The organism is Variovorax sp. Soil_C_39 (assembly GCF_057656815.1).
This window is the reverse complement of the sequence record NZ_JBDGJQ010000004.1, coordinates 322874-338187: the sequence shown is the minus strand read 5'-3', so window position 1 is coordinate 338187 and position 15314 is coordinate 322874. Positions and strand designations below refer to the sequence as shown.

The 15314-nt window shown below is 69.0% G+C and carries 12 protein-coding genes; 7 read left to right on the top strand and 5 right to left on the bottom strand.

Annotated elements, in window-relative coordinates; genetic code table 11:
- The first annotated feature begins 54 nt into the window (after positions 1-54).
- From AC3A6J_RS13075 to AC3A6J_RS13050, 6 genes are all read left to right on the top strand, one after another.
- On the top strand, positions 55-2982 hold the full coding sequence (locus AC3A6J_RS13075) for an ATP-binding protein (protein ID WP_487860373.1): 2928 nt from the start codon (positions 55-57) through the stop codon (positions 2980-2982).
- A gap of 85 nt (positions 2983-3067) precedes the next feature.
- A complete protein-coding gene (locus AC3A6J_RS13070; RefSeq protein WP_487860372.1) occupies positions 3068-6079 on the top strand; it encodes a type VI secretion system Vgr family protein in 3012 nt (1003 codons plus the stop codon).
- A gap of 37 nt (positions 6080-6116) precedes the next feature.
- Positions 6117-8777, top strand: coding sequence for a DUF2169 family type VI secretion system accessory protein (locus tag AC3A6J_RS13065; protein WP_487860371.1), 2661 nt, complete (start codon positions 6117-6119; stop codon positions 8775-8777).
- Positions 8774-9826, top strand: coding sequence for a pentapeptide repeat-containing protein (locus AC3A6J_RS13060; RefSeq protein ID WP_487860370.1), 1053 nt, complete (start codon positions 8774-8776; stop codon positions 9824-9826). Before AC3A6J_RS13065 ends, AC3A6J_RS13060 begins: the two co-directional genes overlap by 4 nt.
- A gap of 34 nt (positions 9827-9860) precedes the next feature.
- Complete coding sequence (locus AC3A6J_RS13055) at positions 9861-10502, top strand: DUF3540 domain-containing protein (protein WP_487860369.1); 642 nt, start codon at positions 9861-9863, stop codon at positions 10500-10502.
- 8 nt (positions 10503-10510) lie between these two features.
- On the top strand, positions 10511-10906 hold the full coding sequence (locus AC3A6J_RS13050) for a DUF4150 domain-containing protein (RefSeq protein ID WP_487860368.1): 396 nt from the start codon (positions 10511-10513) through the stop codon (positions 10904-10906).
- A gap of 10 nt (positions 10907-10916) precedes the next feature.
- Here AC3A6J_RS13050 and AC3A6J_RS13045 read toward each other — a convergent pair whose 3' ends face one another.
- From AC3A6J_RS13045 to AC3A6J_RS13030, 4 genes are all read right to left on the bottom strand, one after another.
- Positions 10917-11321, bottom strand: coding sequence for a hypothetical protein (locus tag AC3A6J_RS13045; protein WP_487860367.1), 405 nt, complete (start codon positions 11319-11321; stop codon positions 10917-10919).
- Between the two features lie 197 nt (positions 11322-11518).
- Positions 11519-12229, bottom strand: coding sequence for a L,D-transpeptidase (locus AC3A6J_RS13040; protein WP_487860366.1), 711 nt, complete (start codon positions 12227-12229; stop codon positions 11519-11521).
- A 25-nt stretch (positions 12230-12254) separates the two neighbouring features.
- On the bottom strand, positions 12255-12578 hold the full coding sequence (locus AC3A6J_RS13035; protein WP_487860365.1) for a proteophosphoglycan ppg4: 324 nt from the start codon (positions 12576-12578) through the stop codon (positions 12255-12257).
- A 219-nt stretch (positions 12579-12797) separates the two neighbouring features.
- Positions 12798-13742, bottom strand: coding sequence for a LysR family transcriptional regulator (locus AC3A6J_RS13030; RefSeq protein ID WP_487860364.1), 945 nt, complete (start codon positions 13740-13742; stop codon positions 12798-12800).
- Between the two features lie 139 nt (positions 13743-13881).
- On the opposite strand from AC3A6J_RS13030, the gene AC3A6J_RS13025 reads away from it, so the two are divergent.
- Positions 13882-14301, top strand: a complete 420-nt coding sequence (locus tag AC3A6J_RS13025) for a RidA family protein (RefSeq protein WP_487860363.1) — start codon at positions 13882-13884, stop codon at positions 14299-14301.
- Here AC3A6J_RS13025 and AC3A6J_RS13020 read toward each other — a convergent pair.
- Positions 14249-15169, bottom strand: coding sequence for a LysR family transcriptional regulator (locus tag AC3A6J_RS13020; protein WP_487860362.1), 921 nt, complete (start codon positions 15167-15169; stop codon positions 14249-14251). The genes AC3A6J_RS13025 and AC3A6J_RS13020 overlap by 53 nt on opposite strands.
- Between the last annotated feature and the right edge of the window lie 145 nt (positions 15170-15314).

The following is a 15314-nucleotide window of genomic DNA, read 5'->3' as shown; positions in this document are numbered from 1 at the left end:
CCGACCACGCACCGCCTCGCCGCCGCCCCGGCGCAAACACCATCGCCCAAACCCATGGCGAACCTTCACCGGTCCGCCCTGTGCTTCGGCCCCTTCGTCCTGGACATGGCGGGCGGCCAGCTCATGCGCGGCCCCGACCCGGTGGCCTTGCAGCCCAAGGTGTTCACGCTGCTGTGCGCGCTCGCGACGCGTCCCGGCAGCCTGGTGGCCAAGAAGACGCTGCTGCAGGAGGTCTGGCCCGGGCAGGCCGTGGGCGACGCCGTGGTGAAGACGGCCATCAACCAGTTGCGCAGCGCGCTCGACGACGATCCCTCGAAGCCGGGCTATGTCGAGACGGTGCCGCGCCGGGGCTACCGCTTCATCGCCGCGATCGAGGGCATGCCTTCGGCCGCGCTCGCGGGCATGCCTGCCGGCGAGCGCCATGCGGCCGACGGTCTGATCGGCAGGGAAGCGGCGCGCGAGGCGCTTTGCTCGGCCTGGCGATCGGCGCAAGGCGGCATCGCGCAGGTGGTGTTCGTGGTCGGCGAGGCCGGCATCGGCAAGACGACGCTGATCGACCATTTCGCGCGGCGGGCCGGCGCGGCCATGGTGGCCCGCGGCCAGTGCGTCGAACAGGGCGGACGGGACGAACCGCACATGCCGGTGCTCGATGCGCTCAGCGGACTGTGCCGCGAGCACCCCCGCGCCATCCCGCAGATCCGCCGCATCGCGCCGACCTGGCTGGCCCAGATGCCGTGGCACGCGAGCGAGGCCGAACGGCTCGCGTTGCGGCAGGAGATCGAAGGGGTCGGCATGGGGCGCGTGCTGCGCGAGTTTCGCGAATTGCTGAACCGCCTCGCAGGTTCCGGTCCGGTCCTGTTCATCCTCGAAGACCTGCAGTGGAGCGACCTGCCCACGCTGCAGCTGCTCGAGCAGCTCGGAAGCCAGCGCGAGCACGCGCGATGGATGCTGCTGGCCACGCTGCGTCCGGCCGATGCGCCGGGCGGTCCGATGGCAGCCGCCGACCTGCACGCGCGCCTGCGCCTGCGCGGCCTGGCGCGCGGCATCGAACTGGCGCCCTTTTCCGCCGACGACGTGGCCGCGTACATGGCCGCGCGCTATGCGCCGCGAGCCGTAGCGCGGGATGTGGCACTGCGGCTGCACGCGCAGACCGGCGGCCTGCCGCTCTACCTTGCCAGCTGGCTGGAGGCCGCCGACCGCGAGCACGCGCGCGACCGGGGCCTGCACCCGCTGGATGCCGGCACCGAACCGCCCGCTCGGTTGACCGACGGACTGGCCCACTTCATCGAGCGCCAGCTCGGCCTGCTCGATGCCGAGGACCAGTCGCTCCTCGAAGCTGCATCGGTCCTGGGCGTGGAGTTCTGGAGCGTTCCCCTGGCGTCGATGCTCCAGCGCCCGCGCCTGTCGGTGCGCGCGCAAACCGACAGGCTCGCCCGGGTGGGTCACTGGCTGGTGCCGTTGTCGGTCGAGCGCCTGGCCGACGACAGCTTCGACGCGCGCCACGGCTTTCGCCACGCGTTGCACCGGCATGTACTCTATCGCCGCATCGGCGAAGCCCGTCGGGCCGAGCTCCACCGGCGCGCCGCGCGGGCACTCGAGGAAGCGGGAAGGATCGGCATCCCGACGGCGCCGGCGGAACTGGCCGACCACCACGAACGCAGCCACGATCCGGCCGCCGCCGTCCGCTACAGCGCCGAGGCGGCGGCACTGGCACTCTCGCGCTTCGCGCCGCAGGAGGCCGTCCGCCTCTCACGGCGAGCGCTGGCACTGCTCGAGCACTGCAACACTCTGCCCTCCGCCGAACGCGACGCGCTCGAACTTGCGCTGAACGGCCATCAGGCCGTCGCCTTCGCGCAGTACCTGGGCTTTGCGGCACCGGAGCGCGAGCGGTCGCTGACGCGCGCACTCGCGCTCTGCGAACGTGGTGCCCCGGCGGCTGCGCATGGCTGGCCCCATGGCGGCCTCGGATGGGTTCATCTGGCGCGTGGCGACCATGCGCTGGCGCTTCGAATGGCCGAGCGCGTGAAGGAGATCGGGCAGCGCTTCGACGAGCCTGCGGTGGTGGTGTGCGCGATGAACCTGCGCGGCGTCGCATTGTCGTTCCAGGGCGCCTACGCCGAAGCCGTGGACTGCATGCGCGAAGGGCTGGCGATCTGCGCGTCGCAGGAAGCGCGCATTGCCGGAGCGCCGCTGCCGGTCGATCCGATGGTTTCGCTGCTCGCCAACTCGGCGCATCCGCTGGTCGCGACCGGCGACATCGGCACCGCACTGCGTCACCTCGAACGGGCGCGCGAGCGCGCCGCCCGGCTCGGTGCGCCGATGGCCAGCATGGTCGCTGCCTGGGGCGAAGCGACCGCGGCCGCCGCCATGGACGACACCGTACGCGTGGCGCGCATGCTGCCCACGCTGAAGGCGGCGGCGGGCGCCGACGACATCGGGCAGGCCGAAGGGCCCGCCCTCTGGTTCGCAGCCTGGGTCGCCGGGAAATCGCGCCGGCCCTCTGCAAGTGCGCTGCAGGAGGTGCGGTCCGCGCTCGCCCGGCACCAGGAACGCGGGATGCGCGCAGGTGCGAGCCAGGTGCACTTCTATGCGGCCGACCTGGCACTGTGCGCAGGGCGGCTCGACGAGGCCCGTGCCGAGATCGATGCCGGCCTGCACTGCGCCGAACAACTCGGCGAGTACGGCTACCTTGCCGATCTCCATCGCCTCGATGCCCGCTGGCACGCCGCGCACCGGCACGACGCCTGCGTGCGGCACGCGTTCGCACGCGCGCTTCGCCACGCGGAGGCATCGCACAACGCCTGGGCCGCGCTCGCGGTGTGGATCGATGCCTGCGAACGGCACGATGCCACGGCGTCGGACCGGAACGCACTGGCGCAGGCGCTCGCGCTCGTGCGCGGCGGCGACGGGCTCGAGCGGGTGTTGCGCGCCAAGGCCCTGCTGCGGGGCGACGGCAGCGCCCACACGCTTACCGTTCGCTGACCGCTCAGGCGCTCGCGCCCGCCTAGGCTCGATCTTTTCGCGCGCACCGCGCGGCGGCCAAGCCACTCCGAACCTCGAACACGCCATGCAGACCCCCGACATCCGCATCGACAGTGATGCCCCCGTAGCCAGCGAGCTCATGTTCTGGAGCATCGTGGGGCATGAGGGGCTGTCGCGGGCCGCTGTCTACGAGCTCACGGTGCTGTCGAAGAACGGCCAGGTGCAGCCGAAGGACGTTCTGGGCCGTGCCTTCGATGTCCGCATCGACTTCGTCGATGCCGACGATCGCCCGCACGCGCGCCATTGCCACGGGCACGCCGTGCGCTTCGCGCGCGAAGGCCGCATCGGCCGCTACCACCGATACCGCCTGACGCTCACGTCGTGGTTCTGGCTGCTGACCAAGCGCCGCAACTCGCGCATCTTCCAGGACCAGCCCCTGCTCGAGGTGATCGGCAGCGTGCTCGAAGACAGCGCGGTGCGCGGTATCCGGCGCACGGACGCGCATGGCGTCATCGGCACGCACGCGCCGCACCGCTATTGCGTTCAGTTCCAGGAGAGCGATCACGATTTCGTTTCGCGGCTGCTTGAAGCCGAAGGTGTCTACTACTGGTTCGATGCGCACGACGAACCCGGCCGCATGCACCTGGCCGACGCCAGCTTCGTCGCCCACAAGCGCCTGCCGGGGTCGCCGGTGCTGCGCTTCGCGAGCGAGTCCGGCGAAGCGCGCTTCAACGAGATCGCGCAATGGGTTTCGGCGCAGCGCCTCGACGCGGGCCGGCACGCCGCACGCGACAGCGACTTCAAGGCCATCCGCAAGAACCTCGGCGCGGCGATCGACGCCACCGACGCGCACGCGCTGGCCGACTTCGAGGAGTTCGAGTATCCCGGCGACTACTTCAACGCCGAGGACGCCGAGACGATGGCCCGGATCCGGGGCGAGGAACTGATCGCGCGCCGCGATCGCCACTGGGCCGTCACGCACTGGCCCGACGTGGCCGCGGGCCGCAGCTTCGTGCTCGAAGGCGATGCGCCGGAGCTCCCGCGCGGCGAGCATCTGATCGGCGCGTGCAGCTTCGTCGTGAGCCACCCGGGCTACGAGGGCATCGGCGACCCGCACTTCGGCACTTCGCATGCCGAGCGCCTGTGCGCGCTGGCCGCCGGCGACGCGGTGAACGAAGGCGCCGGCGGCACGCTCGCCGAGCTGATCCGCAGCGATCCCTCGCTGCAGCGCACCGGGCGCGGCCTCTGCATCTTCTTCTTGACGACGCTGCCGATGCAGCTGCCGTTCCGGCCACCGCGGCTCACGCCGCGCGTGGCCATGCCCGGACCACAGACCGCCATCGTGGTCGGCCCCGCCGGCGACGAGCTGCATGTGGACGAGCACGGCCGGGTGAAGGTGCACTTCCATTGGGACCGCTACGACCAGAGCAATGAGACATCGACCTGCTGGGTGCGCGTGTCGCAGCCTTGGGCCGGCAAGGGCTGGGGCGGCTACTTCGCGCCGCGCATCGGCCAGGAGGTGATCGTCGATTTTCTCAACGGCGACCCCGACCGCCCGGTGATCGTGGGCCGCGTCTACAACGACGACCAGCCGATCCCGTACAAGTCGCCGACGCAGAGCGGCTTTCGCACGCGCTCCACGCCCGGTGGCGACGCGAGCAACTACAACGAGATCCAGTTCGAGGACCGCAAGGGCGAGGAGCTGCTGTCGGTGCATGCGGAGCGGGACATGCGGCGCGTGGTCGAGCGCGACGACACCACGGGCATCGGGCGCGACCAGCGGCTGCGGGTTGATCGCGACCAGCATACTCACGTGCAGCACGACCAGACCCTGCGGGTGGACAACGACCGCCAACTGCATATTCGCAAGAACGAGTCGCACCAGGTCGACCTGACGCAGCGCACGAAGATCGGCGAAGAGCAGCATGTTCACGTGGTGTCGAACCAGATGACGCAGGTGGACGGCGAGCAGTCGACGGTGGTCAAGGGCAACTTGTTCACCCATACGCAGTCGTCGCGGCAGGACATGACGGACGGTGACGAACGGCGTCTTGTGAAGGGCAACCAGACCATCGTGGTCGACGGCGACCTGGGCTACAAGGCCACGAACATGACCTTCGAAGCCGAGCACATCGATTTCAAGGTCACGGGTGCGAACTCGATGGTGCTGGAGTCACCCGATGGGCCGTACACCATCATGGCGAACAAGTTCACGCTGATGAGCAACACGGATGCTTCCATCCTGGCGGTCGGCAAGATCAACCAGACCTCGATCGAGAACAACACGACGGTCTACGGGTCGAACAGCAGCGGCTACATCGGCAACGCGAGCGAGACGACCATCGGAATGAGCCGCAGCACCACGTTGGGGCTGGTCATGGAGTCGACGATCGCGCCCGTCGTGAGCAACACCCTCGGCCTTGTCTATGAGGCATTCGCAGGGCTGAAGATGTCTGCCAGCGCTGGTGCCAACGTGGAACTGAACGCGATGAAGCTCTACCTTCCTGCGGGAACGGCGAACGCCAACCCGAAGGACCTGATGACACCCGGGTGGACTCAGAGCTCCATCGCTGGTGTGGTCATCGGCAGCGGACTCGGAATCTTCACGACCACTTACGGTGGTGGGGAAGTCTCAAGCCAGAACCACGAGGCCACGAAAGAACTGCGGGAAGCAGCCGTCGCGGCAGCCCGCGCCGGCCATCCTGGCTTGGCGGCACGACTTCGGCGTCTGGCGATGCCTGGGCACAGCGTCGATCCGTTGACTGACGGCAAGGCTCCCACAAGTACCAGGGCAACCCGTGGGGATGACTTCACCGACGACTACAAACGCTACGAGGTCAAGCTCAGGGAGCCCGGCGAGGAACCCAGGCGCATCGATATCGAATACGACGACGGCATCGCGACATACGCCGAAGAAGAGAAGCTATTCATGCTGGACCAAAAGGACGACTATGACGCCGCGCTGCGGGAAGAATACGAAGCGCATGAGGCCGCGCTGCGCGCCGCCGAATCGGAGTCGCCGCTCCAGAGTTCAGAAGGCAACATTTCGTCCACGCCCCCGCCCGACGAGGAGCCGGAAGGTGGGGTGTCGCCATGAGACGTGCCAACATGGCCATGTGGCCCTGACAAACACCATGCAGGTCATCAAACCCCAGGCCCTCGGCCTCTCCTTCCGCCCCATGGAGTTCCGCAAGCGCTTCGGCCTGTGCGTCTCCGGCTACCTCCACGTCCCCTTCGCCCAGGCCGCGCGCGGCACGCTTTGGGCCGAGCAGTCGATGTGGGACTTTCTTGCAAAGGAGATGGCCCAACCCGTCATCGACGAAGGCATCGTCAAGCTGCACCCCGAGTTCCTCGTGCACGGCCATGCCTACTCGCCCGCGGCGGACACGCGCGCGGTCGCCGTCCGCGCGCGCATCGGCACGCGCAGCAAGACCGTGCTGGTCTTCGGCGATCGCCAATGGGACGGGCGCGACCCGACTGTGCCGCAGCCGTTCTCGAAGATCGCGTTCGACTGGGCGAATGCCTACGGCGGGCCCGACTTTGCCGCGAATCCCTATGGCCGAGGCCGTACCGTCGTCGACGGCATTCAGGTTCTTCCCCATCTCGAACTGCCCAGCGACCGCCTGCTGGAAAGAGACCAGGCGATTGCGCCCGCAGGCTTCGGCCCGCTCGACCTCGATCATCCGCAGCGTGCCGCCTGGCGCGGCACCTACGATGAAGACTGGCTCACACAGCATGCGCCCGGCTTCGCGCCCGACACCGACTGGCGCTTCTTCAACCTCACGAGCCAGGACCAATGGTTCGACGCGCCGCTCGTGGGCGACGAGGACTTCGCCTTCGACCACATGCATCCCGACACGCCGCATCTCGAAGGCCGCTTGCCGGGCCTGCGCGTGCGGGTGTTCGCAGGACGCCGCGCCTCGCATGAAGCACCGGCCGCGGACGGATCGGCGGCGCTCGAAGAAGTTCCGATGCAGCTGACGACCGTGTGGTGCTTCCCGCACGCCGAGCGCCTTGTGCTCGTGTTCCACGGACTGGCACAGATCGCGCACGACGATGCCGCCGACATCACCCGACTGGTCGGTGCGGTCGAGCGCATCGGCGAACCGCGTGATCCGCAGCACTACCTCGACACGCTGGACAAGCGGTCGACCGGCCGGCATGCCGCGCTCCATGCGCTCGACGACAGCGCACTCCTGCCACCCGGCATCCACACAACCGATCCCGCCACCGAAGCTGCGCAGGCCGCGCTGCGCACCGACGGCCTCCAGGAGGATGCGCAGTACCGCCGCGCCGCGATCGACGTGGACATGGCGCGCGACCAGGTGCGCGCCCAGGGCAAGGATCCCGATGCGCTGGGGCTTCGGCTGCCGCCGCGCCAGCCGCCGCCCAAGCCCGAGGAGATGCCCGCGTTCATCGCACGCACCATCAAGAACATCGAGGCCCAGGAGTGGGCCGCCTTGGAGGACACCGTCACGCTGCTAGAGAACGCCAAGGAATTCGCACGGAAGCACAAGGTCGATCTGAAGCAGTCGCAACACCGCGGGCCGCCCCTGTTCAGTGCGCGCGACGAGATCGCCCGGCTCGAGGCCGCGCATGCACGCGCTGGAAAGCCCTTCGAGAGCGCGGACTTCCTGCCCCAGCTGCAGCAGGCCGAAGCTGCTCACCGCTCGAACTATCTGCAATCGGCGCATCGCCAGCCGCCGGCGGATCCGCTGCCTGCGGCGCAGGCCGCCGAGCGCCGTCGCGAAATGCAATGGATGCTGGCCCACGGCTTTCGACGCTGGCTCGGCTTCGATCTGACCGGTGTCGACCTGTCCAATCTCGACCTGCGCGGCGTGGACATGACGGGTTCCTGGCTCGAAAGCGCGAACCTCACGAACACCAACCTGACGGGCGCGGTGCTGCGCTTCTGCGTGCTCGCGCACGCCTGCCTGGAAGGCGCCGTGGCCATCGAGGCGCAACTGCAAGGCAGCAACCTCGGCGGTACGCGGCTCGCGAACGCGGTGTTCGACCGTGCCGATCTCACGGGAGCGCAGCTCGGCGGTACCGCGCTCGTCTCCACGCAGCTGCGCGAAGCCGTCATCGACAAGCTGCAGTCGATGGACACGACCTGGGGCCCGGCCGACTGGAGCGGCGTGCGCGGCGCCGGCCTGCTGTTCCACAAGCTCGACCTGCGCGGGCTGGTGCTCGACGGCGCGCATCTGACCGGCTGCCAGTTCCTCGAATGTCGCCTCGAGGGCGTGCGCGCGCATGGCGCGGACTTCAGCGGCACCACCTTCGTGGGATGCCGGATCGACGGCGCAGGCCTGGCCGGCGCGAACCTGTGCGGGAGCACCTTCGTCGATGCATGCACTTTGCGCGGAGCCGACATGTCGGGCGCCCAGTTGGTCGGCGCCAACCTTGCCGGGTGCGACCTCGGCACCGCAAGGCTGACCCGCGCGGTGCTCGACGGCGCGCACCTTGCGCACGCGCGCTTCGACCAATGCGACGCCAGGCTCGCGAGTGCACGCGGCACCCAGCTGTCGCATTCGCACTGGTCCGGCGCCGCGCTGTCGGGCGCCAACCTGCGCGAAGCGATCCTGCAGCATGCCGATCTTCGCGGCTGCGATTTCCGCAACGCCAATCTGTTTGGTGCCGATCTCTCGCGCGTCCTGCTCGATGGCAGCGCGCGCTTCGATGGCGCCCTGCTCGAGCGCGCCCGCACGCATCCACGCCTCACGCCCGAGCAGCAGGCGGCCGCAGCCCTTGAGGCCGAGCGGGCTTCGGTGCAGCCGGGAGAGCAGCCGGCATGAACGCCACCCTCCTGATGCTCGCGGTCCTGCTCGGCGAGGCGCTGGACGGCAAGGACTTTCGCAAGGGCGACTACGCGGGCGCCCGCATCGGGGGCGGCGTTTTCTCGCGCACCCGGCTGAACGAAGCGGACCTGCGCGGCGCCGATGCGCGCGAATGCGTTTTCGAACGCTGCGACCTGCGCGGCGTTCTCTTCTCCGGCGCCAACCTGCGACGCGCGGTCTTCAACCAGTGTGAACTCGACCATGCGGACCTGCGCGATGCCAACCTGGAAGGCGCCGTGTTCTCGGGTTGCCGCGCCACCCACGCGCAGTTCGCCGGCAGCGCACTGTCGATGGCCGCATTCACGGGGAGCACGCTCGACCACGCCGGCATGGCGGGCGCGCAGCTGCAGTCGAGCAGCTTCAGCACCTGCAGTCTTGTCGACGTGAACGCGGACGACACGCACTGGGCGCACGCTGCGGTGATCGAATGCGACGTGACGCGCCTGACCTGGCACCGGGCGACGCTGCGCCGGGTCGTTTTCGACAAGACCTCGCTCGTCGGCAGGTCGTTTCGCGGTCTCTCGCTCGAGGCCTGCCAGTTCAGCGGGGCCGCGCTGTCGAACGCTGACTTTCGCGAGGTGCCGCTGAAGCAATGCAGCTTCTTGCGCGCCCAGATCGAAGGGGCCGACTTCTCCGGCGCACAGGCAACCGGCGCGATCTTCTGCGGCGCTTCAGGCTCCGGCGTGGGCTTTGCGAGCGCGAACCTGGCGCAGGCGCTGTTCACGGGCGCAACGCTGCCGGGCGCGCGTTTCGAGCGGGCCAACCTTTACCAATGCCATTTCGCCGATGCCGCTTTACCGGGCGCATCGCTGCGCGCTGCCGACCTGAGCTACGCCGACCTCAGCGGTGCGGACCTGCGGGGCGCCGACGGACGGGAAGCAACACTCGTGCGCACCCTGCTGCATGGCGCGCGCACCGAGGAGGCACGGCTGCCGGACCGGGTGCGCGCCATCGAGATCGACGAGGCCCGCGCCCGAGCCGATGCCTGGATGCCCATGGCCGCTTGAACGAATGACACGCGATGAAAGACGGAACCCTGCGATGCTGAATTCACTGACCCTCGAAAGTCCCTCCTCGGCCGCGCGCCAGAAGGAGACCGCCGCCACGTTCGTGGGCGTGGTCGTCGGCGTGTATGGCCACCAATGGACGGTGGCGGAAGACGGCGCGCGCCGTGCAGCGCGCCGCGCCGCCAGTTGCCTTCTGAAGCCCGAGGCCGGCGACACCGTCGCTGGCCTGCGCGGCGCGGATGGCGAGCAATGGATCACCGCCGTGCTCGAACGCGCGGCGGACACGCCGCAGACCTGGCACTGCGATGGCCCGGTCCGCCTCGAGGTGGAGGGCGATCTGACGGTGACGAGCAACGCAGTGGACGTCCGGAGCGCGGCGTTTGCGGTCAGCGCCGAGAACGTGGCGTTCACTGCCGACGAGACGCGCTTCGTCGGAGAACGCATGAAGTTCTTCGGCCGGCAGGTACAGCTGGTGGGCGAAGCACTGCAGACCGTGTTCGAGCGGGTCAGCCACTTCAGCCGCAGCCACCTGCGCCGCACCGAAGGCCTGGACCGCGTGCATGCGGACCACTTCGAGCAGGAGGCGACGCACGTGCTGCGCATGAGCGCCGAGCACACGCTGATCGACGGCGAGAAGCTGGTCAAGGCGCGCGGCGGCCAGATCCATTTCGGCTGAGAGCGCCCATGTTTGCCAACTGCCAGTTGATGGGCACCGACATGGCGTTTCCCGACGTCTGCATGACGCCGGCCGCGCCATCGCCGATTCCGGTGCCCTATCCCAACATCGCGATGGGGCCCATGGCCATCCCCAACTGCCCGACCGTGCTCATCATGGGCGGCCCGGTGCACAACCTCGCCACCACCATCCCGATGACCAACGGCGACAACGCCGGCGTGCTGCTGGGCGTGGCCTCCGGCACGGTGATGGGCCCGAGCCGCCACACGACGGGCGCGAACACCGTGCTGTTCCACGGCATGCCCGCGACGCGGCTCACCAGCACGACGCTGCAGAACAGCACCAACGCGATGGGCGCGCGCATCGTGCCGAGCCAGACGCTGGTGCTGATCCTCGCGCCCTAGGGCGAAGGGCTCAGGCTCGGAAAGACAGCGGCTTCTCCAGTGCCTTCTCGAGCGATTTCCTGTGCCGGCGCAGTGCCGACTTCGAGGGCAGCTGCCCCTTCAGTTCCTTGAGCCTCGCCATCGCCCGCCCGCCCGCCGGCGTGCGCCGCGCATACAGCAGCGCGACCGCGAGCCCGATGCCCGCGACCGCCGCGCCGCCCCACACGGCGGGGCTGTGCAAGGCGCGCGAAAGGCGCGATCGCTCGCCGTCCCGGCCCGGTTGCTGGGAGCCGGTGGCGGCGCTTTCGAGCGGGGTCAGGGGCCGCGCGGTGTTGGGGTCCTCCTCGCCTCCGAGCATGGCCTGGGAGATTTCCAGCGGCGTGAGCTCTTCGGCGGTCGGGCCCTCGAGGGACTTGGCTTTCGTGTCGACGCTCATGGGGAAACCTTTCTGTCTCTGTTGGACGGTGATGTTGCAGTCGCCTCAAGCGTCGCCTACCGCTGCCGGACGAGCCTACGGCGGCCAGCGGACATTCGCGTAGGCCAAACGCGCAAGCGCGGGCGCAGGGCTGACCTCGTGCTGCCGACAGCACGATGATCAGGCCCCGCATTGTGTTGAAGGCAGCCTGGCGGCCGCTACAGCGCGGGCTGCTGCGCGGCCGCAGGCGCGCGTGCCTGCCCGACCGGCTTCAGAAAATCGAAGCGGCTTGCCACCGGCGACGAATCCGGCAGCACATAGACCACGCCACGCCGCGTGCCGAGCGCAGGCTTCACGTAGGCATCGTAGAACGCTGCGGGCACGTTGATGCACCCGTACGAAATGCGGTTGTCGGCGACGGTGCGCGATGCCAGGCGTTCGAGCCGCCGGTCGGCCGCATTGGTGGTGCGCACGCGGTGCATCGACACGGCGGCGTCGTAGTCGACCCACACGATGTCTTCGCCGTGCGTGTTGCGCCCCGGTTCCGACGCGAAGCGGCCGGCGGGGGTGGTGCGTTCATGGGGGCGGACCTGCGCCATCGGCCTTTCGCCGATGCCGGGCACCGATTCATCACCGCGCGCGAGGCCGAGCAGCACCGGCGAGGCGCCGATCAGCCTGCCCGCAGGGTCGAAGACGAACACGCTCGCGGCCTTCTTGTCGACGATGGCGAAGGCCTTGCCGCCGTTGTCGCGTGCCGCGACCGCTGCCTTCGCCATGCGTTCGGCATCGGGTGTGAGCGGTGCAGCCGGCACAGGCGGGACCCGCCCGCCCGCAACAGCCGCCGCAGCTGCGAAGGCCAGCAGCAGCGGTGCCAGGTGGCGCACTGCCATTCGGCGCCGGCTGGCGATCGGCATCGCGATGGTGTTCATCTGCGGCAAAGCTGAAATAGCGGCCTTAGTTGCGGTCCGCACGGGCCGGGCGCATCGGATCGGCCTGGGCCATGTTGGTGCCGCCGCCGCTGTTCATCGTGCCGGTGCCGCCGGTCGTGCCGCTGCCCTGCGACATGGTGGTGCCCGACGACGTGCCGCCGGCGCTACCGCTGTTGTTGTTCTGTGTCAGCACGCCGGTGGTGCCCATGGGCGTGCCGGTCTGGCTTTGCTGCCCCGCCCCGGTGGCGGGGTTGGGCGAAGCAGTGGTCGGCGGGGTGCCTTGAGCGAAGGCGACGCCTGCTGCGGCGCCGAGTGCGAGGGCTGCGATCAGATGGGTAGAGCGATTCATGACGAGTCTCCTGGAGAGTCCGGACGGGCCGGATGGTTGAGGGAAGATTCCGCCGGACCGTTTGCCCGACTGAGGCCAACTTAGGCGACCACGAAAATCCCCAGGTCAGTTCGCAGCGCTGTGTCCTGTAGGAGCTTGGAGCGCGCTTGCGCCGTCACCATCCCGGTCGGCGAAGGCCTGGTCCCACCCGATGCGCAGGTCTGTCTTGCAGGGTCAGGGTCATGCCAGGCTGGCCAGCAGTGCACCACCAGACCGCATGGCAGCAGGCTGCCGGGCCATCAGCTCGCCCACCCAATCGATGAATGCGCGCAGCTTCGCGCCGACGTGCCGGTTCGGCGGGTACACGACGTACATCGGCATCGGCTCGATGCGCCAGTCCTCGAACAGCGGCAGCAGTTCGCCGACAGCCGCATGGGGCGCGGCCATGTAGTGCGGCAGCCAGAGAATGCCCATGCCTGCGACACCGACCGCCAGGTAGGCGTTGCCGTCGTCCACCGCGACAGCATGCCGGCACCTCACTTCGACGTGCTCGTCGCCGCGCCGAAGCGCGAGGGACGCAACCTTGCCGCTGCGCGTGCTCAGGTAGCCGACGATGCGGTGGTGCGTGCCTTCGAGCTCGCTCGGATGCGCGGGCCGGCCTGCGAGCCTCAGGTAGGCCGGCGCCGCATAGACGCCGAGTGCGAGCGCGCCGATGCGTCGCGCCACCAGCGACGAATCGCTCAGTTCGCCGCCGCGCACCACGCAGTCGACGTTATCGCCGATTACATCCACCATGCGGTCGCTCGCGCCGAGCTGAAGCTCGATCTCGGGATGGCGCGCATGGAAGTCCGGCAGTGCGGGCGCCAGCACCATCCGCGCGAACGGGCTCGGCACGTCCACGCGCAGGCGCCCGCTCGGCGACGCCGAGGCGCCCGACAGGCTGGTGTCGGCATCGTCGAGGTCGGCGAGCAGCCGCACCACACGCTCGTAGTAGGCGGCGCCATCGGCCGTGACCTTGACCTGCCGCGTCGTGCGGTTCAGCAGCTTCACGCGCAGTCGCGCCTCGAGCTGCTGCACCTGCTGCGTCACCGTGGTCTTGCTCATGTGAAGCGTCTGCGCCGCCTTGGTGAAGCTGCCGGCCTCCACCACGCGGGCAAAGGCCCGCAGTGTGTCGAATCTGTCCATGTTCATGCCTCCGAACGATTGTTTGCTGCAAGCAAACAATCATTGTGCGACCTGCCTGTTTATCTCGCGGCGCCACCTGCGTAAGGTCGACCCCATCGCACTTTCAACCTACTCCCAACCTTTTCACGAAGGCTGTTCCATGTCATCCACACGCGACGTTGTCTTTCCCGCCGGCCGCCAGGCGCTCTACGAGCGCAACCGCTACTCGCCCGCGATCCGCTCCAATGGCTTTCTGTTCGTCTCCGGCCAGGTAGGCAGCCGCCCCGACGGCTCGCCCGAGCCCGATCTCGCCGCGCAGGTTCGCCTGGCGTTCGACAATCTCAATGCGATCCTCACGGCCGCCGGCGCCAGCTTCGCCGACGTGGTCGATGTGACGATCTTCATCGTCGATCCCGCCTCGAAGTTCGAGACCATCTGGAAGGCCGCTGCCGACCATTGGGGCGAAGCGCCGCACCCGACGCTCACGGGCGTGGGCGTGACCTGGCTCTATGGGTTCGACTTCGAGATCAAGGTGATTGCGCGCCTCCCGGCAGGTCCTTGTCCAGCATGCAATCGATGAACGCGCGCAATGCGGCCGGAAAGTGGCGCCGGCTGGGGTGATACAGAAACAGGCCCGGCCGCACTATCGACCAGTCCGCGAGCACCTGCACCAGCCGCCCCTCGGCGAGATGTTCATCGACGCGCCCGCGGTCGAACGCGTACACGATGCCCAGGCCCTGCAGCGCTGCGGCCACGCCGAGGTCCGAATGGTTGGTGACCAGGGGGCCGTCCACCGCCACCTCGATGCGCTTGCCTTTCTTCCCGAACTCCCAGCGGTAGGCGCTGCCGTCGACCTGCAGCCGCCAGTTGATGCAGGCGTGGCGTTGCAGGTCGGCCGGCGCGCGCGGTGTGCCGCGACGCTGCAGATAGTCGGGCGAAGCCACGGCGACCATCTTCACGTCCGGCGTGAGGCGCACGGCGATCATGTCTTTTTCCAGCCGCGCGCCCACGCGGATGCCGGCATCGAACCGGCCGGCAACGATGTCGCTCAGCCCGTCGTCGACCACGATGTCGAGCGCCACTTCGGGGTGCGCGCGATGGAACCGGGCGAGCCGCGGCGCGATGACCTGCGACGCGGCCATGGCGAGCGTGTTGATGCGCAGCGTGCCGCGCGTCTGCCCAGCCGCTGCGCTGGCTTCGTCCACCGCCTCGGCCATGTCGCGGAACAGCGGCGCGATGCGCGCATGCAACCGCGCGCCGGTGGCAGTGGGCGCCACGCTGCGGGTGGTGCGGTTCAGCAGCCGCGTGCCCAGCCGCGCTTCGAGCTGGCGAATGGTCTGGCTCAGCGCCGAAGGCGAGAGACCCAGGTGCTCGGCGGCACGCGCAAAGCTCGCGCGTTCCACCACCGCGGCAAAGGCCTTGAGCTCGGCGAAATCGGATCCGCGCATTCTGTATCGTCCTCTACATAGCTCCTGAAGATTCTAGGAGATTCACTAATCTATCCCGAGCGCGCATCCTGAGGGCTTCACCACCAAGGAGTCGTCACCATGAGCACCCTGATCCTTCCCGAACCGATCGCCGCCTACTTCGAGG

What these genes read in the sequence shown, in the direction of transcription:
- AC3A6J_RS13035 (WP_487860365.1), bottom strand. Translation starts at nt 12,578, where the DNA reads ATGAATCGCTCTACCCATCTGATCGCAGCCCTCGCACTCGGCGCCGCA.
- AC3A6J_RS13070 (WP_487860372.1), top strand. Translation starts at nt 3,068, where the DNA reads ATGCAGACCCCCGACATCCGCATCGACAGTGATGCCCCCGTAGCCAGC.
- AC3A6J_RS13045 (WP_487860367.1), bottom strand. Translation starts at nt 11,321, where the DNA reads ATGAGCGTCGACACGAAAGCCAAGTCCCTCGAGGGCCCGACCGCCGAA.
- AC3A6J_RS13025 (WP_487860363.1), top strand. Translation starts at nt 13,882, where the DNA reads ATGTCATCCACACGCGACGTTGTCTTTCCCGCCGGCCGCCAGGCGCTC.
- AC3A6J_RS13030 (WP_487860364.1), bottom strand. Translation starts at nt 13,742, where the DNA reads ATGGACAGATTCGACACACTGCGGGCCTTTGCCCGCGTGGTGGAGGCC.
- AC3A6J_RS13065 (WP_487860371.1), top strand. Translation starts at nt 6,117, where the DNA reads ATGCAGGTCATCAAACCCCAGGCCCTCGGCCTCTCCTTCCGCCCCATG.
- AC3A6J_RS13060 (WP_487860370.1), top strand. Translation starts at nt 8,774, where the DNA reads ATGAACGCCACCCTCCTGATGCTCGCGGTCCTGCTCGGCGAGGCGCTG.
- AC3A6J_RS13055 (WP_487860369.1), top strand. Translation starts at nt 9,861, where the DNA reads ATGCTGAATTCACTGACCCTCGAAAGTCCCTCCTCGGCCGCGCGCCAG.
- AC3A6J_RS13040 (WP_487860366.1), bottom strand. Translation starts at nt 12,229, where the DNA reads ATGAACACCATCGCGATGCCGATCGCCAGCCGGCGCCGAATGGCAGTG.
- AC3A6J_RS13020 (WP_487860362.1), bottom strand. Translation starts at nt 15,169, where the DNA reads ATGCGCGGATCCGATTTCGCCGAGCTCAAGGCCTTTGCCGCGGTGGTG.
- AC3A6J_RS13075 (WP_487860373.1), top strand. Translation starts at nt 55, where the DNA reads ATGGCGAACCTTCACCGGTCCGCCCTGTGCTTCGGCCCCTTCGTCCTG.
- AC3A6J_RS13050 (WP_487860368.1), top strand. Translation starts at nt 10,511, where the DNA reads ATGTTTGCCAACTGCCAGTTGATGGGCACCGACATGGCGTTTCCCGAC.